This is a genomic window from Acidovorax sp. sif1233 (assembly GCF_019218755.1).
Taxonomy (GTDB): domain Bacteria; phylum Pseudomonadota; class Gammaproteobacteria; order Burkholderiales; family Burkholderiaceae_C; genus Acidovorax.
This window is the reverse complement of the sequence record NZ_JAHUWZ010000001.1, coordinates 607820-624427: the sequence shown is the minus strand read 5'-3', so window position 1 is coordinate 624427 and position 16608 is coordinate 607820. Positions and strand designations below refer to the sequence as shown.

At 68.2% G+C, this 16608-nt stretch carries 16 protein-coding genes; 12 read left to right on the top strand and 4 right to left on the bottom strand.

From position 1 onward, the window contains the following. Position 1 precedes the first annotated feature (1 nt). Positions 2-463, top strand: coding sequence for a (2Fe-2S)-binding protein (locus KW843_RS02920; RefSeq protein ID WP_218293579.1), 462 nt, complete (start codon positions 2-4; stop codon positions 461-463). 232 nt (positions 464-695) lie between these two features. Further along, a complete protein-coding gene (locus tag KW843_RS02915) occupies positions 696-1997 on the top strand; it encodes a UDP-N-acetylglucosamine 1-carboxyvinyltransferase (protein ID WP_218293578.1) in 1302 nt (433 codons plus the stop codon). 17 nt (positions 1998-2014) lie between these two features. Here KW843_RS02915 and KW843_RS02910 read toward each other — a convergent pair whose 3' ends face one another. Together KW843_RS02910 and KW843_RS02905 are read right to left on the bottom strand one after the other, a co-directional pair. Further along, positions 2015-3067: a diguanylate cyclase gene (locus KW843_RS02910; protein ID WP_218293577.1), complete on the bottom strand. Its 1053-nt coding sequence runs from the start codon at positions 3065-3067 to the stop codon at positions 2015-2017. A gap of 80 nt (positions 3068-3147) precedes the next feature. Next, positions 3148-4329 carry a DUF917 family protein gene (locus KW843_RS02905; protein WP_218293576.1) on the bottom strand — a complete coding sequence of 394 codons (1182 nt, stop codon included), beginning with the start codon at positions 4327-4329 and terminating at the stop codon, positions 3148-3150. 216 nt (positions 4330-4545) lie between these two features. Between KW843_RS02905 and KW843_RS02900 the strand changes: the two genes are divergently transcribed. Continuing rightward, the gene (locus KW843_RS02900; protein ID WP_218293575.1) at positions 4546-5232 is read left to right on the top strand and encodes a DUF3334 family protein; all 687 of its coding nucleotides are present in this window, start codon (positions 4546-4548) and stop codon (positions 5230-5232) included. A 266-nt stretch (positions 5233-5498) separates the two neighbouring features. After that, positions 5499-5825, top strand: a complete 327-nt coding sequence (locus KW843_RS02895; protein WP_218293574.1) for a plasmid stabilization protein — start codon at positions 5499-5501, stop codon at positions 5823-5825. A gap of 111 nt (positions 5826-5936) precedes the next feature. Here KW843_RS02895 and KW843_RS02890 read toward each other — a convergent pair whose 3' ends face one another. Beyond that, the gene (locus tag KW843_RS02890) at positions 5937-6974 is read right to left on the bottom strand and encodes a response regulator (protein WP_218293573.1); all 1038 of its coding nucleotides are present in this window, start codon (positions 6972-6974) and stop codon (positions 5937-5939) included. Next, a complete protein-coding gene (locus KW843_RS02885) occupies positions 6971-10621 on the bottom strand; it encodes an ATP-binding protein (RefSeq protein ID WP_218293572.1) in 3651 nt (1216 codons plus the stop codon). Before KW843_RS02885 ends, KW843_RS02890 begins: the two co-directional genes overlap by 4 nt. Positions 10622-10831: 210 nt before the next feature. Here KW843_RS02885 and KW843_RS02880 point away from each other — a divergent pair, with 210 nt between their 5' ends. The 8 genes from KW843_RS02880 (at position 10832) to ureG (ending at position 16595) form a co-directional block, all read left to right on the top strand. After that, on the top strand, positions 10832-11134 hold the full coding sequence (locus tag KW843_RS02880; protein WP_055399013.1) for an urease subunit gamma: 303 nt from the start codon (positions 10832-10834) through the stop codon (positions 11132-11134). A 35-nt stretch (positions 11135-11169) separates the two neighbouring features. Further along, the gene (locus tag KW843_RS02875; RefSeq protein WP_218293571.1) at positions 11170-11784 is read left to right on the top strand and encodes a HupE/UreJ family protein; all 615 of its coding nucleotides are present in this window, start codon (positions 11170-11172) and stop codon (positions 11782-11784) included. A gap of 26 nt (positions 11785-11810) precedes the next feature. Further along, positions 11811-12116 carry an urease subunit beta gene (locus tag KW843_RS02870; protein WP_218293570.1) on the top strand — a complete coding sequence of 102 codons (306 nt, stop codon included), beginning with the start codon at positions 11811-11813 and terminating at the stop codon, positions 12114-12116. A gap of 91 nt (positions 12117-12207) precedes the next feature. Further along, entirely contained in the window at positions 12208-13926 is a 1719-nt protein-coding gene (gene ureC / locus KW843_RS02865) for an urease subunit alpha (RefSeq protein WP_218293569.1), read from the top strand. A gap of 11 nt (positions 13927-13937) precedes the next feature. Then, positions 13938-14426 (top strand): GNAT family N-acetyltransferase, encoded by a 489-nt coding sequence (locus KW843_RS02860; RefSeq protein ID WP_369641715.1) that lies wholly within the window; start codon positions 13938-13940, stop codon positions 14424-14426. Between the two features lie 77 nt (positions 14427-14503). Continuing rightward, on the top strand, positions 14504-15172 hold the full coding sequence (ureE, locus tag KW843_RS02855) for an urease accessory protein UreE (protein ID WP_218293568.1): 669 nt from the start codon (positions 14504-14506) through the stop codon (positions 15170-15172). A 35-nt stretch (positions 15173-15207) separates the two neighbouring features. Further along, entirely contained in the window at positions 15208-15918 is a 711-nt protein-coding gene (locus KW843_RS02850; protein WP_218293567.1) for an urease accessory protein UreF, read from the top strand. Further along, entirely contained in the window at positions 15915-16595 is a 681-nt protein-coding gene (ureG, locus tag KW843_RS02845; protein ID WP_218293566.1) for an urease accessory protein UreG, read from the top strand. The genes KW843_RS02850 and ureG overlap by 4 nt, the downstream gene beginning before the upstream one ends. The last annotated feature ends 13 nt before the right edge of the window (positions 16596-16608 follow it).

Below are 16608 nucleotides of genomic sequence, written 5' to 3'. Positions count from 1 at the left end.
CATGCCCACCACCCTGCGCATCAACGGCAAAGCCATCTCCGTCACCGCCGAACCCGACACCCCGCTGCTGTGGGTGCTGCGCGGCGAGCTGCATCTGAACGGCACCAAGTTTGGCTGCGGCATGGCGCTGTGCGGCGCCTGCACCGTGCACCTGAACGGCGAGCCCGTGCGCGCCTGCATCACGCCTCTGTCGGCCGTGGGCGATGCCGACATCACCACCATCGAAGGCCTGCACGGCCCCGAGGCCACCGCCCTGCGCACCGCGTGGACGGTGCTGGATGTGGCGCAGTGCGGCTACTGCCAGAGCGGGCAGCTCATGTCGGCCTGCGCGCTCCTGAAGAAGACGCCACGGCCCAGCGATGCGGACATTGACGCGGCGATGTCGGGCAACGCGTGCCGCTGCGGCACCTACCAGCGGATTCGCGCGGCGATCCACCAGGCGGCGGCCACGGAAAAGGCGTGACGCCCGCCCCGTGCCCCGGGGGATGGCGGCAAGCTCCGGGGACCAGACGCCAGGCGGGCGCCAGGATGCCACCCCTCTGGAATGGCCTCCGCGCACGCCTGTCAAGCGTGGAGTGCTATTGATTGCATAGCATCCAGGCCTTCCGCCACCACGGAAAACCAGACCCAGTTAGAGTATCGACCTCGCGCAGGCCCCCGGCCTGCCCGGCCCCTTCTTCAGCCCTGCTCCACCCATGTCCAACCTCGTCGTCCACGGCGGCACCCCGCTCCGGGGCCGCATCACGCCTTCCGCCAACAAGAACGCGGTGCTCCCCGTGCTGTGCGCCACGCTGCTCACCAACGAGCCGCTCAAGCTCCTGGGCGTGCCCGACATCACCGATGTGCGCAAGATCCTGGAGATCTTCCGCACCCTGGGCAGCGATGTCCGCATGGACCACGCCTCCGGCACGCTCGACCTGCACCACCACGCCACGGTGTTCGATGCCGCGCAGCACCGGCTGCCCGAGGAGATGCGCTCGTCCATCATGCTGGTGCCCCCGCTGCTCGCGCGCTTTGGCGTGGCGCGGCTGGAGGACAACGTCAAGGGCTGCACGCTGGGCGTGCGCGAGATCGACCCGCACGTGGAGGTGTTCCGCCGCTTCGGGGGCGCCGTCGAGCGGGCCGAGGGTTCGCTGCTGATCCGCAGCGCGGGCCGGCTGCAGGCCAACCACCACTGGCTGGACTACGCATCGGTGACCACCACCGAGAACTTCGTGCTGTGCGCCGCCACGGCCGAAGGCACCTCGGTGCTGACCAACGCGGCGTCGGAGCCGCACGTGCAGGAGTTCTGCCGCTTCATGGCCATGATCGGCGTGCGCATCGAGGGCATGGGCACCTCGCGCATCACCGTGCACGGCGGCACGGCCCTGCGCGGCGGGGAGTTCCGTTTCGACGAGGATTTCCACGAGATCACGACCTTCCTCGCCCTGGGCGCGATCACCGGCGGGGACGTGGTGGTGAAGAACAGCGCGCCCGGGAACTTTCCGCTCATCGACCGCACCTTCGCCAAGTTCGGCGTCACCGTCACGCACGAGGACGGCTGGTCGCGCGCGGCGTGCGACGGGCCGCTCAAGGTGCAGACGCCCTTCACGAGCAATGTGCTGACCAAGGTGGAGGCCGCGCCCTGGCCGTATTTTCCGGTGGACCTGCTGCCCATCTTCATTGCCCTGGGCGTGCGCGCCGAGGGCAACGCGCTGTTCTGGAACAAGGTGTACGACGGGGCCCTGGGCTGGGCGGGCGAGCTGTCGAAGTTCGGCGCGCACGTGTTCCAGTCCGACCCGCACCGCCTGGTCACCTTCGGGGGCAACCCCCTGAGCCCGGCCGTGGTCGAGAGCCCCTACATCATCCGCGTGGCGATCGCGCTGTTCATGGTGGCGGCGAGCACGCCCGGGCGCTCCGAGATCCGCAACGCCACGCCCATCCGCCGCGCCCACCCGCGCTTCGTGGAGAACCTGCGCAGCCTGGGCGTGCAGGTGGAGTGGACCAGCGAGGAGTGAGTGGCGGCCCGCGGGCCTCAGGCTGCGACCACGCCGCCCGGTGCCTCGCCCGGGTTGGGCAGCACATGCACCCGGGCGTGCGCGGGGTGCGCATCCGCGCAGTGCACGGTGTTGCGCCCCGACTCCTTGGCGCGGTACAGCGCCTTGTCGGCGCGGTTGACCAGCTCCTCGAAATCCAGCCCCGAGCCCTGGTGCAGCGTGGCCACGCCAATGCTCACGGTGACCGAGATGCTGGCGCCTTCGTCGTTCACGGGCACGCTCATCGCCGACACGTCGTGGCGCAGCGATTCGGCCATGCGCTGGGCGCTGGCCCCATCGGTCTCGGGCAGCACGATGACGAATTCCTCGCCCCCGAAACGCGCCACGATGTCCACGCCACTGCGCTTGCGTGACGCACAGGCCTGGGCCACGGCGCAGATCACGCGGTCGCCCGCCAGGTGCCCCCACACGTCGTTGACGGGCTTGAACAGGTCGATGTCCACCACCAGCAGCGACAGCGGGTGGCCAAACCGTTGGGTCCGCTGGCATTCGTTGGCGCCCAGTTCCATCAGCGTGCGGCGGTTGGACAGCCCCGTGAGCGCATCGTTGGCCGCCAGCAGCTCCAGCGCGGCATTGAGCTGCTGCAGCAGGCGGTTCTGCTCCACGAGCTGGCGGTTGATCTGGGCGATCTCGTCTTCCTTGCGCTTGCGGTCGTCGATGTTGAAGGTGACCCCGATGAGCCGCTTGCCCGGCGTGTCGCTGTGGCCGTCCATGATGCGGCCATAGTTCGCGTACCAGACCCAGTCGCCGCCCTTGGCGCGCAGGCGGAATTCGCAGCGGTACTGCGGCGTGACGCCGCAGAGGTGGTCGGCCACGGCTTGCCGGACACTGTCCACGTCCTCCGGATGGAACAGGCCGTAGATGTCCTGCACGCCCGAGACGATCTCCTCCTCGGTGAAGCCCAGTTCGAGGAAGGTCTTGGTCGCCTTGCGGGTGACATTGCCGGTCACCAGGTCGTTCTCCCACAGGTCCAGCCCGGCGGCCTCCAGCGCCAGCTCCAGCCGCTCCCGGTTCAGATCTGCTTCACCCATGGCGGCTTGCCTTCATCGCGCTGTCCGTGTCTTGGCCGGTTGCTGGCTGGTGGGCTGGTTGTCTGTCTGTCTGCGCATGGTCAGGCCGGGGGCATGGCGCCCGCGTAGCCGATGTTGCGCAGCAGCGACGCAAACGAGGCCACCACGCCCGGCGTGCCGTACAGCTGCGGCGCTGTCTGCACCGCGATCACGCTCACCATCCGGCCCGTGCTCTGGCCGGTGGCGGCATCGAAGTACAGCGCCAGATCGTCGCTGGCATTGGAGAACCCGCGCCCGGTGCTTTCGGAGTAGTAGCAGATCGAGTCCGGGGCAATGATGTCGGGCACCGCGCTCGACGACGAGTACATGATGAGGTTCTCGTTGAGGTTGTAGAGGTAGTGCGTCTGCGTGCTCTGGCGCGGATCCTGCGTGTTGTCCAGGCGGATGATGCCCGAATCCAGCGATGCGCTGGACGTGGACTGCGAGACCGAGGTGATGAAGAAGTTGGTCGCCACGGCGGCGGCGGGCCGGCCCGTGATGAGGGCGATGGCATCGGCCACCGCGCCCGTGGCCTGCGGCGTGCCGCTGTCCCGCAGGAACTGCCCCAGCGCGCGCGCCTGCTCCAGCGTGCCCGCGATGTAGCTGCCCGACAGCGCAAAGCCGTTGCCCGCGTTGGACGGCCACATCGCGATGCCGGAATACCCGCCAAAGCCGCCCACCACGCCGCCGGCCAGCGTTTCCACCCGCGCGGCCGTGCTCGCGCCCAGCACGGCGGATTCGATGTCGGCGGGGCTGGCCGCGTCGCTGGCCAGCGCCGCGGGGCACGGAGCCAGCGGCGGATTGCCGGTGAACGTGGTCTGCGGCAGCTCGGGCACCGCGCGCCCGGCTCCGTCGCCGTTGACCACCCAGACCGCCCCCCCGCCCATGGCCGCGCCGATCAGCGGCACCAGCGAGTTGATGGGCCCGATCTCCACCGGGATGTAGGCCCCCGGCGACGCCCCGGTGGCGTCCGCCAGCACCTGCACCGTGTTGCGGATGGAGTTCTGGATGGCGGCCAGCGTCAGGCTGTCGGCCGCGTCGGGCGAGCCCATGATGGCCAGCACGCAGGCGTTGGTCGCCCCGTCATAGTCCTGCACCTGGACGGTGCCCGTGAAGCCCTGGCGGGCCAGCTCCTCCAGGATGGAGCACGCGTCGTGGTAACTGCCACCGCCGCCACTGGCCAGCACCGCCGCGCCGTCCGCCACCGACTGGAACTCGTTCAGCCCGTAGGAATAAACACCCATCTCTCGCCCCTCTCATGGATGGCTGGCACGATACGCCAGCCCGGTCGGTTGTCAACCCGCGCCATCCCGCGCGGAACAAAGGCCAAAGCGTGGTAGGCAGCGGACCGCGCCGCGGCCCGTGGCGCGGAAAGCACTCTGGTTTCGCGCGGCGGCTTCGCCTATGCTCTGCCCAGCGCCCCGCGCCAGAAATTCGACTGTCCGCCATCCACACACACCATGAGCCACCCTGAAAAAAACTCCGTCTACGGCACCGAAGACCTGCTGATCAGCCTGTGCAACTCCGTCACCCGGGTGCTGAACGTGGCCACCCACAGCCAGATCCACTACTCCGGCATGGTGCAGCGCATCAGCAAGACCTGCCTGAAGCCGGACATCGGCTGCTTCGTGCTGTTCGATGGCGGCTTCTCGGGCCTGGTGATCATCAACTTCTCGGCCACGGCGGCCATGGAGCTGTACGCCAACTACCTGCTGAACATGGGCATGTCCAAGGACGACCTGGTCACCTCCTACACCTCGGACGAGGTCAGCAACGTGATGGGCGAGCTCATGAACCAGGTGGTGGGCGACTTCACCGGCAAGGTGCGGCGCGAACTGCAGACCCACATCACCCAGAACCAGCCCAAGATGCTGGTGCTGAACAAGCAGGTGATGCTGAGCGTGGACGCCAACCTGGACAAGCCCGAGGCGCGGCGCGTGACCTTCTACACCAGCAACAACAACATCTTCTACCTGGAGCTGGCGATCGACCGCACCGAATTCATCAAGCTCTACGACTTCGAGGCGCAGGAGGCCCCGGACCCGGATGCGCTGATGGCCCAGTCGCAGGCCGCGCCCCCCGTGCCCGCACCTCCCCCCGCCGGGCAGGACGACACGGACGCGCTGCTCAAGTCGCTGGGGATGTAGCGCGGCCCCTGCGGCCGCCCCATGGCCCGCAGGCCATTCGCTATCAAAAAAGTAGCTCCCGGCGCTTGCCGATCGGGCGCCACGGCCATTTTTCATACCGCCACCATGGGGCATGGCGGCCCCGGCCGTTGTCAGCGAGGAGGTCCGCTGTCCTACAGCTGCATGCCGGGCCTGCTGACGCACGCGGGCCGCGCGCCGGATAGATTGGGCTCAGATGCGGGGCCAGCCTGGCTGCCCCGCCCGCCAACCCATCGAAGGAGCCCGCCATGCCCCAAGCCCAGTGGAGCGCCAAGCGCGAACGCCAGTACGAACACATCAAGACCAGCCTGAAACAGCGCGGCAAGAGCACGGACACGGCCGAAGAGATTGCGGCGCGCACCGTGAACAAGGAACGCGCCCAGCACGGCGAAAGCAAGACCGCCAACCCCAAGACCTTGCGCGACACCCCGGCCCCGGTGCGCGGCGGCCAGCGGTCCCACCAGGGCGCGCAGGGCCGAACGCGCGACCAGCTGTACGAAGAGGCCCGGCGCAAGGGGATCGAGGGCCGCTCCAGGATGAACAAGCAGGAGCTGGAACGCGCGGTGGGCCGCTGAGCGGCACCCGGCCGGCCTTGCGCACCGCAGGCCCAGGCCTCACCAAAGCTATTAAATTGATAGCTTTCCGCGCTTATTCCACAAGCGCCAGGAGCCCAAAATACTGAAGAATCAGCCCTCGAACTGCGGGTGCAGCTGCCGGATGCGGTTCATCGCCATGGCGGCCGCCGCCGTGCGCGTTTCCACCCCCAGCTTGGCGAACACGCGTTCGAGGTGCTTCTTCACCGTGGCGGGGCTGGCGCCCAGGATGTCGCCGATGTCGCGGTTGATCTTGCCCTTGACCACCCAGTACAGCACCTCTGCCTCGCGCGCGGTGAGCTTGAAGGACAGGCTCATGGATTCGATGATCTTGGCGTCCGACACCTCGCGCATGACGATCAGCCAGTCGCCCCCGCCTTCGCTGTCGCCCGCCTGCTGGTGCAGGCGGAAGGTCAGGCGGCGCGCGCCCTGCTCGATGGCCAGGCGCGGCGGCTCGGCCAGCGCATGGGCCAGCAGCTCCGCGGCGTTTTCGGCGAGCACATGGCGGCGCAGCCAGGCCTGCACGATCCCGGGCGCCCAGGGACTGGCTTCGCCAAAGTAGCCCTGCAGCAGTTCGCGCGCCAGCGGGGTCTGCCACACGATGCGGCCGTCCACCGCGCGCACCGTGATGCTGGCATAGCCGAAGGCATCGAGCGCATTGCGCGCCTCGCGGGCCTGGCTCGCGTCCTGGCGCGCCCTGCGCGCCGCGCCCAGGTGCACGCCCATGCGGGCCATCACCTCGCGCGGCTTGATGGGCTTGGTCACGTAGTCCACGCCGCCCGCCTCCAGCGCGGCCACCAGGTGCTCGGTCTCGGTGAGGCCCGTCATGAAGATGATGGGGATGTGCGCGGTGGCGGGCGACGCCTTCAGGCGCCGCGCCACCTCGAAGCCGTCCATGCCGGGCATCATGGCGTCGAGCAGCACGATGTCGGGCAATGCCTGCGCGGCGCGCTGCAACGCGGCCTCGCCGTGCGTGGCCACGAGCACCGTGTAGCCCGATTCATCGAGCGCGTCGTGCAGCACGGCCAGGTTGTCGGGCACGTCGTCCACGATCAGGACCAGGTCGCTGTCGCCGCGATCAAGGGCCGCGGCATGCACCGGCAGGGAGGGTGGGGTCGCGGTGGTCGTCACGGTGGCGCCTGCTCCAGGATGTGGCCCATGGCATCGAACTGGAACTGCCTGGCCAGCTGCCGCATGGTGCCGACAAAAGCGCCGTGCGCGGGCTGGCCGCGTTCGATGTCGTCCAGGGTGTTGAGGATGCCCCGGTAGTAGCCCAGCGCGACCACCTGGGCCAAGGCCGCCAAGGCGGTGGCATCGGGGTACGTGAGGGGCGCATCCGCTGCCGCGGGCAAGGCGGGGGCGGGGGCGGCGTCGGCCTCGCCGTGCTGCCACTGCAGGCCCAGGCGGCGCTCCAGCCAGTCCAGCAGCTCGGTGTGGCGCACGGGCTTGACGATGAAGTCCTCGGGGCGGATGTCCACGTCGTTGTCCAGCGCCTTGTCGAACGCATTGGCCGACACAATGGCGCAGTGGACGTTCGCGAGGTGCATCTGCCGCACGCGCCGCAGGGTCTCCCACCCGTCGATGCCCGGCATGGCCAGGTCCATGAAGATCGCGTGCGGCCGGTAGCCCGTGGCCAGCAGGTCCAACGCGTCGTGCCCGCTGGCGGCCTGGCGCAGCTCGAAGCCCAGGGGTTCGAGCAGTTGCACCAGCAGTTCGCGGTCGGGCTCTTCGTTGTCCACCACCAGGATGCGGCGGTGGTCCCCCGCGTAACCCCTGCGCGCGCGCTGGGTGCGTGTGGCCAATGCGGCGGGCGCTGGCGCGGCCTTGCCCAGCGCGTCCCCATGCACCTCGGGCAGGAACAGCTTGACGTGGAACACCGAGCCTACGCCGGGGGTGCTGCCCACCGTCAGCTCGCCGCCCATGAGCGCGGTGAGCATCTTGGCAATGGTCAGGCCCAGGCCCGCGCCCGGCGCGGCCGCGGTGTTGCCACCGCCCGAGCCGCCCCGCGCAAAGGGCTCGAAGATGCGCTCGATCTCCTCGGCCGTGAGGCCCGGCCCCGTGTCCTGCACCTCGATGCGCGCCATCTCGCGCGCATAGCGCACGCGCAGCGTGACGGTGCCGTGCGCCGTGAACTTGACCGCGTTGCCCAGCAGGTTGATGAGGATCTGGCGCAGGCGCTTTTCGTCGGCACGAACCACCTCGGGAATCACGCCCAGCACATCGAACTGGAAGGCCAGGCCCTTGGCGGCGGCCTGCAGTTCGAACAGGCTGGCCATTTCGTGCAGGCCATCGGCAAAGCGCATGGGCGTGACATCCAGCGTGAGCTTGCCGGATTCGATGCGCGCGATATCGAGCGTGCCCTCGATGAGCGAGAGCAGGTGTTCGCCCCCCCGCCGGATCACGTGCACCGCCTGCTTGCGGTGCGGGGGCACGCCCGCGTCCTCGCCCATGAGCTGCGCGTAGCCCAGGATGGAGTTGAGCGGCGTGCGGATCTCGTGGCTGATGGCGCTGATGTAGCGGCTCTTGGCCTGGTTGGCCTGGTCGGCCGCGCGCTGGGCCGCCTCGGCCACCTGGCGCGCCTGCTCGGCCACGCTGCGCGCGGTCTGCAGGGCCTCGTCGGTCTGGCGGTGCAGCTCGATCTCGCGCACCAAAAGGCCCGTCTGGCGGTTGGATTCCTCCTGCGCCACCTGGCGGCTCTTGTGCGCCAGCACCAGCCACCAGGCCACGATGCCCGAGATGACGAGAAGCGCCAGGTAGGCCTTGAGCAGGCCGGAGCGCAACGCGACCTCCGGGGCGGCCAGGACTTCCGTGTCGGTCATCGCATTGGCGATGGTGTTGAGCTCCTGGTGGTACAGCAGCCCCATGACGGAGGCCAGCAGCGGCGCGATCACCAGCATCAGCAGCAGGAAGTGGCCCAGGCCCGTGTCCAGGTAGCGCCACATGGCGCGCGGCAGCACCCAGCGCAGGGCGGCAGACCATTGCACCGCCATGCTGGCGTCGGGCTTGCACAGGTCGCCGCAGCGTGCGTCCAGCGTGCAGCACAGCGAACATATGGCGCCCCGGTAGGCGGGGCACTGGGCCATGTCGGGCGCTTCGTATTCGCGCTCGCAGATCACGCAGCGCTGCACGGTGTAGCGCACGTAGCTGCCCAAGGCCGCATCCATTCCGCCGCCGGCCTTGCGGCCCACCGGGCCGTGCAGGGGTACCGCCACCACGTCGGCCAGCGCAGCGGGCTCGGACTGGCGCGCGATGTAGTAGCGCCCCCCGGTGGCCCAGGCAATGAGCGGTGCGGTGACAAACGCGACAGCCATCGCGATCACGGCCGAGAACGCCTGCGGCAGTGGGCCGAACAACCCCAGGTGCGCGCTGATGGACAGGATGGACGCGAGCGCCATCGCGCCCACGCCCACCGGGTTGATGTCGTACAGGTGCGCGCGCTTGAACTCGATGCCCCGGGGTGACAGCCCCAGCGGCTTGTTGATGACGAGATCGGCCACCACGGACATGATCCAGGCGATGGCGATGTTGGAGTACAGCCCCAGCACCTCGCCCATGGCGCGGAACACGTTCATCTCCATCAGCATGAAGGCGATCAGCGTGTTGAACACCACCCACACCACGCGCCCCGGGTGGCTGTGCGTGAGGCGCGAGAAGAAGTTGGACCACGCCAGCGAGCCCGCGTAGGCATTGGTCACGTTGATCTTGAGCTGCGAGACCACCACGAACAACGCCGTGGCCGCCACCGCCCAGCCGTAGTGGGGGAACACATATTCGTACGCGGCCAGGTACATCTGGTTCGGGTCCACCGCCCGGTCGGCCGGCACCATGTGGGTGAGCGCCAGGTAGGCGAGCAGCGCACCGCCCAGCATCTTGAGCACCCCCAGCACCACCCAGCCCGGCCCACCCACCAGCACGCCCAGCCACCAGCGCCCGCGCGTGGCGGGCGTGCTGGCGGGCATGAAGCGCAGGTAGTCGGCCTGCTCCCCCATCTGGGTGATGAGCGCAATGCCCACCGTGAGCGCCGCACCAAACAAGGGCAACTGGAACGTGGCACCGCGCATCGATTCACCACCATAGTGCACAACCCCGGAAAACGCACCAGGATCGCGCACCAGCACATAAGCAAACGGCACCACCAGCATCACCAGCCACAGCGGCTGCGTCCACACCTGCAGGCGGCTGATGGCGGACACGCCGTGCGTGACCAGCGGAATCACCACGATGGCGCAGATCAGGTAGCCCCAGGTGGGCGGGATGTCGAGCGCCAGCTCCAGCGCATAGGCCATCACCGCGGCCTCCAGCGCGAAGAAGATGAAGGTGAAGCTCGCGTAGATCAGCGAGGTGAGCGTGGAGCCGATGTAGCCAAAGCCCGCGCCGCGCGTGAGCAGGTCCATGTCCACCCCATAACGCGCCGCATACACGCTGATGGGCAGCCCCGCCAGAAAGATGATGAGCCCCGTGGCCACGATGGCCCAGAAGGCGTTGATGAAGCCGTACTGCACCAGCAGCGTGGCGCCCACGGCCTCCAGGATCAGGAACGACGCCGCACCGAAAGCCGTGTTGGCCACCCGCCATTCGGACCACTTGCGAAAGCGCTGGGGCGTGTAGCGCAGCGCGTAGTCCTCCATGGTCTCGGTGGCCACCCAGCTGTTGTAGTCGCGCCGGACCTTGACGACCTGCTGCGGGGCCTGCTGGGGCTCGTGTGCAGCCATGCCGGGCTCTGTCGGCTGCAGCGGGGTGGCGTCAGCAGGGGCGATGGAGGCGGTGTGGGAAGGCATGGGCAATGGCGGCGGTCACCCCTTCAGGTGCAGTTTCCATGCCACTGCACCTGGGGACGTGCGCCAGATGACGTATGGCGGGCACGGGGCTTGCTGCCTATGATGGAACAGCTCTCGCCAGATCACCCCCGTGGCCCATAGCACGCCCCTCGTGGTCACCCCGCGTCGGCTCACGCGCGAGCCAACAACACCAGCATTGAGTACAACGACATGGAACTGACGCCTCGCGAAAAAGACAAGCTGCTGATCTTCACCGCCGCCCTGCTGGCCGAGCGCCGCAAGGCCCGGGGCCTCAAGCTCAACTACCCCGAGGCCATGGCCCTGATCAGCGCCGCCGTGATGGAAGGTGCCCGCGACGGCAAGACCGTGGCGCAGCTGATGAGCGAAGGCCGCACCGTGCTGACCCGCGCGGACGTGATGGACGGCATCGCCGAGATGATTCCAGACATCCAGGTCGAGGCCACCTTCCCCGATGGCACCAAGCTCGTCACCGTGCACCAGCCGATCGTCTGACCCCTTTTCTCCCTCTTTCTCTCTGTGGAGCCCCCATGCGCATCGCACTCTCACACCGCCACACAGCCGCTCTTCTCTTCATGGCTGCCAGTGCCATCAGTACCAGTGCCGTCGCCCATACCGGCGCTGAAACCCACATCCACAGCAGTTTTCTGAGCGGCTTTGCCCACCCATTCTTTGGCCTGGACCACCTGGCCACCATGGTGGCCGTGGGCCTGTGGAGCGCCCTGGCCGCGCGCGGCGCCGGCCGCGAACTGCTGTGGGGCCCCGTGGGCTTTGCCGCCATGCTGCTGGCGGGCGCCGTGCTGGGCCTGCAGGGTGTGGCACTGCCCGCGGTGGAACCGATGATTGCGGCCTCGCTGCTGGCCACCGGCCTGCTCGTCGTGTCGCGCCTGCGCGTTCCCGGCCTGGTGGCCGCGCTGGGCGTGGGGGTGTTTGCCGTGTTCCATGGCGTGGCCCACGGCCACGAGCTGGCAGGCAGCGACAGCGCCTGGCAAACCCTGGCGGGCATGCTGGCCGCCACCGTGCTGCTGCATGGCACGGGCCTGGCGGCGGGCTGGGCGCTGCGCCACCACCACGTGTGGCTGGCGCGCGCTGCGGGTGCGGGCGTGGCAGTGTTCGGTGGTGCGCTGCTGGCGCAGATGGCCTGAGCCAATCCGCCCCACAGGAGCATCCCATGATCCCAGGCGAACTCTTCACCGAACCCGGCGAACACTCGCTCAACACTGGCCGCCGCACCCTCACGCTGGTGGTGCGCAACACCGGCGACCGCCCCATCCAGGTGGGCTCGCACTACCACTTTGCCGAGACCAACAACGCACTGGGCTTTGACCGCGCCGCCGCACGCGGCATGCGGCTGAACATCGCATCGGGCACGGCCGTGCGCTTCGAGCCCGGCCAGGAGCGCACCGTGGAACTGGTGGACTACGCGGGCCAGCGCCGGGTGTATGGCTTTCAGGGCCTGACGCACGGCGCCCTGTAGAAACACCAAGCCAAAACGGCCTCCAGCGCCTGTTGAATAAGCGCTGGCAGCTATCAAAAATATAGTCATCAGTTCTCGCGGAGCACACCCCATGGCAACCATTGGACGACGCGCCTACGCCGAAATGTTCGGCCCCACCGTGGGCGACCGCGTGCGCCTGGCCGATACCGAACTCATCCTCGAAGTCGAGGCCGACCACACGCTGCGCGCCGGCAGCTATGGCGAAGAAGTAAAGTTCGGCGGCGGCAAGACCATCCGCGACGGCATGGCGCAAAGCCAGCGCAGCAACGCACAAGGCGCGGTAGACACGGTGCTGACCAACGCCCTGGTGGTGGACCACACCGGCATCTTCAAGGCCGATATCGGACTCAGGGCAGGCCGCATTGCCGCCATCGGCAAGGCGGGCAACCCCGACACCCAGCCGGGCGTGGACATCATCATCGGCCCCGGCACCGAGGTCATCAGCTGCGAGGGCAACATCGTCACCGCGGGCGGCATCGACAGCCACATCCACTTCATCTGCCCGCAGCAGATAGAGGAAGCCCTGGCCAGCGGCGTGACCACCATGCTGGGCGGCGGCACCGGCCCCGCCACGGGCACGCTGGCCACCACCTGCACGTCGGGCCCCTTCAACCTGGAGCGCATGCTGCAGGCGGCAGACGCCTTCCCCATGAACCTGGGCTTTCTGGGCAAGGGCAACGCCAGCCTGCCCGATGCGCTGCATGAGCAGATCAACGCGGGCGCCATCGGCCTGAAGCTGCACGAGGACTGGGGCACCACCCCCTCGGCCATCAGCAACTGCCTGGACGTGGCCGAAGCCACCGACACGCAGGTGGCCATCCACAGCGACACGCTCAACGAATCGGGCTTTGTGGAAAACACCATCGCCGCCGTGGGCGGGCGCGGCATCTGCGCCTTCCACACCGAAGGTGCGGGTGGCGGCCACGCGCCGGACATCCTGCGCGTGGTGGGCGAGGAGAACTTCCTGCCCAGCTCCACCAACCCCACCATGCCCTACACGCACAACACGCTCGATGAACATGTGGACATGCTCATGGTGTGCCACCACCTCGATGCCAGCATTGCCGAGGACCTGGCCTTTGCCGAAAGCCGCATCCGCAAGGAGACCATCGCCGCCGAGGACATCCTGCACGACCTGGGCGCCATCAGCATGATGTCCAGCGACAGCCAGGCCATGGGCCGCGTGGGCGAAGTCATCCTGCGCACCTGGCAGACCGCGCACAAGATGAAGGTGCAGCGCGGCTGCCTGGCTGGCGACACCGCCCGGAGCGACAACACGCGCATCAAGCGCTACGTGGCCAAGTACACCATCAACCCGGCCATCGCCCACGGCATCAGCCACGAGGTGGGCTCGCTCGAAGTGGGCAAGTGGGCCGACATCGTGATCTGGAAACCCGCGTTCTTCGGCGTGAAGCCCGCGCTGATCCTGAAGGGCGGGCTGATCGCCATGGCGGCGATGGGTGACCCGAACGCCTCCATCCCCACGCCGCAGCCCGTGCACTACCGGCCGATGTTCGGCGCTTTCGGCGGGGCCATTGCCAAAACGTCGCTCACCTTCGTGTCGCAGGCAGGCTTGCATGCCGGCATCGGCGAGCGCTTCGGCCTGCGCAAGACGCTGTCCGCCGTGCACAACATCCGCGGCATCCGCAAGCGCGACATGGTGCACAACAGCTACACCCCGAAGATGGAAGTGGACGCACAAACCTACACCGTGCGCGCCGACGGCCAACTGCTCACCTGCGAGCCCGCGACGGTGCTGCCGATGGCGCAGCGCTACTTCCTGTTCTGAGGCCACGCCCCGTGAATGCTGTGCTGCAAGACCTGCACATCCGCCTGGACGACCTGAGCGATCCACGCATCGAAGCCTTCATGCAGGAACACCTGCAGGACATGTACGCGGTGTCGCCGCCGGAAAGCGTGCATGCCCTGGAGATGGACCAGCTGCGCCAGCCCGGCATTGCCTTCTGGTCCGCCTGGCTGCCTGACGCGGAGGGCGACGTGCTGGTGGGCACCGGCGCGCTCAAGCAGCTCGACGCCACCCACGCCGAACTCAAGTCCATGCGCACCAGCGCCCGCCACCGGGGCCAGGGCATCGCCCGCCAGTTGCTGAACCACCTGCTCCACGAGGCCCGCTCGCGCGGCTTTGCCCGCATGAGCCTGGAGACGGGCCCGCAGCCCTTCTTCGAGCCCGCGCGCCAGCTGTATTTCCAGAACGGCTTTTCCGAGTGCGGCCCCTTTGCCGACTACGGCCCCGACCCTTACAGCTTCTTCATGACCCGTCGGCTGTAAACCGGGGGCGCCCAACAGGGTTGCGCCCCTGGCCGACAATGCACGGTCTACCCGCTGGAACAAAGAAAAGAAACGCCATGATCCAAGCCTCCAAGCTCATCCCCCAAGGCAAAGGCCTTGCTCCCGTTCTGGTCAAGCGCGCCACCACCATCGAACTGGACTGGGACGTGCGCCAGAAAAGCCGTTTCGCGGCCACCGACTCCGCCGGGCGCGAGCTGGGCATCTTCCTGCCGCGCGGCACGCTGGTGCGCGGTGGCGATGTGCTCGTGGCCGAAGACGGCTCCATGGTCCGCGTGATCGCGGCGCCGCAGCCCGTGCTGGTCATCACACACTGCGCCAACCATGGCAGCCCGTTCGATCTGACCCGCGCCGCCTACCACCTGGGCAACCGCCATGTGCCCATCGAGCTGCAGCCCGATCACCTCAAGATCGAACCTGACCACGTGCTGGCCGACATGCTGCGCGCCATGCACTTGATCGTTAAAGCGCAGGACCTGCCGTTTGAACCCGAGGGCGGCGCCTATGCCGCAGGGCACGGCGGCCATGACCATGACCACGGGCACGATCATGGGCATTCCCACGATGCCGGCCAGGGTCACGGCCATGCGCACGGACACGAACAAGGCGCCGCCCCGGCCCGCGCCCGCCCCGTGGCCATCCCGGTCGTCGCCCAGGGCCATGTGCACGGCCCCGGCTGCAACCACGGCCATGACCATGACCATGAAAGCCACGGGCACAGCCACTGACGGGCTGCGTACCCCCCTTCCCCCCCTTCCCCGCCATGCGCCTCGAACGCCCCGCCTCCCTGCCGGCAGCCAGCCTGCTGCAGCTCATCTGGCTCGCCTCGCCCGCGCTGCCCGTGGGCGGTTTCTCGTATTCCGAGGGGCTGGAAAGCGCGATTGAAAACGCAGGCATCGCCAGCGAAGCCGCCGTGGCCGAGTGGCTGCTGGACCAGTTGCACATCACCCAGGCACGCGGCGACATGGCCCTGATCGCCAAGGCCGTGGGCGCCTGGCGCCGCGCCGACTGGGCGCATGTGCGTGAACTCAACGACTGGGTGCTGCACACCCGCGAAACCAGCGAACTGAGGCTGCAGACCGAGCAGATGGGCCGGTCGATGGCCGACTGGCTGCGCAACCAGCACCAGGACGATGAAGAGACCCTGCCCAGAATCCGCCACCTGGCCGCACTGCCCCCGACCTACCCCGTGGCATTCGCGCTGGCCGCCTCCACCACCCAGGCGCCCGTGCGCGACGTGCTGCTGGCCTACGCCTTTGGCTGGGCCGAAAACATGGTCCAGGCCGCGCTCAAGTCCATGCAACTGGGCCAAAGCGCCGGCCAGCGCATCCTGGCGCGCCTGGCCGATGCCATCCCCCCCGCCGCCGACCACGCCATCGGCCTGATGGACTGCGAGCGCCAGGCCTTTTCTCCCATGCTGGCCATCCTGAGTTCCCAGCACGAAACCCAATACTCCCGCCTCTTCCGATCATGACCACCAGCACCCTGCACCACATCCCGAACCGTACCAAGCAACTGCCCCCCCTGCGCGTGGGCATCGGCGGCCCGGTAGGCTCCGGCAAGACCACGCTGCTGGAAATGCTGTGCAAGGCCATGCGCGACGACTACGACCTCATCGCCATCACCAACGACATCTACACCAAGGAAGACCAGCGCCTGCTCACGGTGAGCGGCGCGCTGCCACCCGAGCGCATCCTGGGCGTGGAGACCGGAGGCTGCCCCCACACCGCCATCCGCGAAGACTGCTCCATCAACCTCGAAGCCATCGACCGCATGCTGGGCGAATTCCCCAATGCCGACATCGTGTTCGTGGAAAGCGGCGGCGACAACCTCGCCGCCACCTTCAGTCCCGAGCTGAGCGACCTCACCATCTACGTCATCGACGTCGCCGCCGGCGAAAAAATCCCCCGCAAGGGCGGCCCTGGCATCACCAAGAGCGACCTGTTCATCATCAACAAGACCGACCTGGCCCCCCACGTGGGCGCCAACCTGGACGTCATGCACGCCGACACCACCCGCATGCGCACCAACGCCCAGGGCCTCAAGCCCTTCGTGATGACCAACCTCAAGACATTGGCAGGCGTGGCCGATGTGGTGAAGTTCATCGAGACGCGCGGCATGCTGCAAAAACCCGCGCCCGCCGTGGGCTAGAATTCGCGCCTTC

Coding starts and splice junctions, on each gene's coding strand:
- KW843_RS02920 (WP_218293579.1), top strand. CDS start 2: ATGCCCACCACCCTGCGCATCAACGGCAAAGCCATCTCCGTCACCGCC.
- KW843_RS02915 (WP_218293578.1), top strand. CDS start 696: ATGTCCAACCTCGTCGTCCACGGCGGCACCCCGCTCCGGGGCCGCATC.
- KW843_RS02910 (WP_218293577.1), bottom strand. CDS start 3,067: ATGGGTGAAGCAGATCTGAACCGGGAGCGGCTGGAGCTGGCGCTGGAG.
- KW843_RS02905 (WP_218293576.1), bottom strand. CDS start 4,329: ATGGGTGTTTATTCCTACGGGCTGAACGAGTTCCAGTCGGTGGCGGAC.
- KW843_RS02900 (WP_218293575.1), top strand. CDS start 4,546: ATGAGCCACCCTGAAAAAAACTCCGTCTACGGCACCGAAGACCTGCTG.
- KW843_RS02895 (WP_218293574.1), top strand. CDS start 5,499: ATGCCCCAAGCCCAGTGGAGCGCCAAGCGCGAACGCCAGTACGAACAC.
- KW843_RS02885 (WP_218293572.1), bottom strand. CDS start 10,621: ATGCCTTCCCACACCGCCTCCATCGCCCCTGCTGACGCCACCCCGCTG.
- KW843_RS02880 (WP_055399013.1), top strand. CDS start 10,832: ATGGAACTGACGCCTCGCGAAAAAGACAAGCTGCTGATCTTCACCGCC.
- KW843_RS02875 (WP_218293571.1), top strand. CDS start 11,170: ATGCGCATCGCACTCTCACACCGCCACACAGCCGCTCTTCTCTTCATG.
- KW843_RS02870 (WP_218293570.1), top strand. CDS start 11,811: ATGATCCCAGGCGAACTCTTCACCGAACCCGGCGAACACTCGCTCAAC.
- ureC (WP_218293569.1), top strand. CDS start 12,208: ATGGCAACCATTGGACGACGCGCCTACGCCGAAATGTTCGGCCCCACC.
- ureE (WP_218293568.1), top strand. CDS start 14,504: ATGATCCAAGCCTCCAAGCTCATCCCCCAAGGCAAAGGCCTTGCTCCC.
- KW843_RS02850 (WP_218293567.1), top strand. CDS start 15,208: ATGCGCCTCGAACGCCCCGCCTCCCTGCCGGCAGCCAGCCTGCTGCAG.
- ureG (WP_218293566.1), top strand. CDS start 15,915: ATGACCACCAGCACCCTGCACCACATCCCGAACCGTACCAAGCAACTG.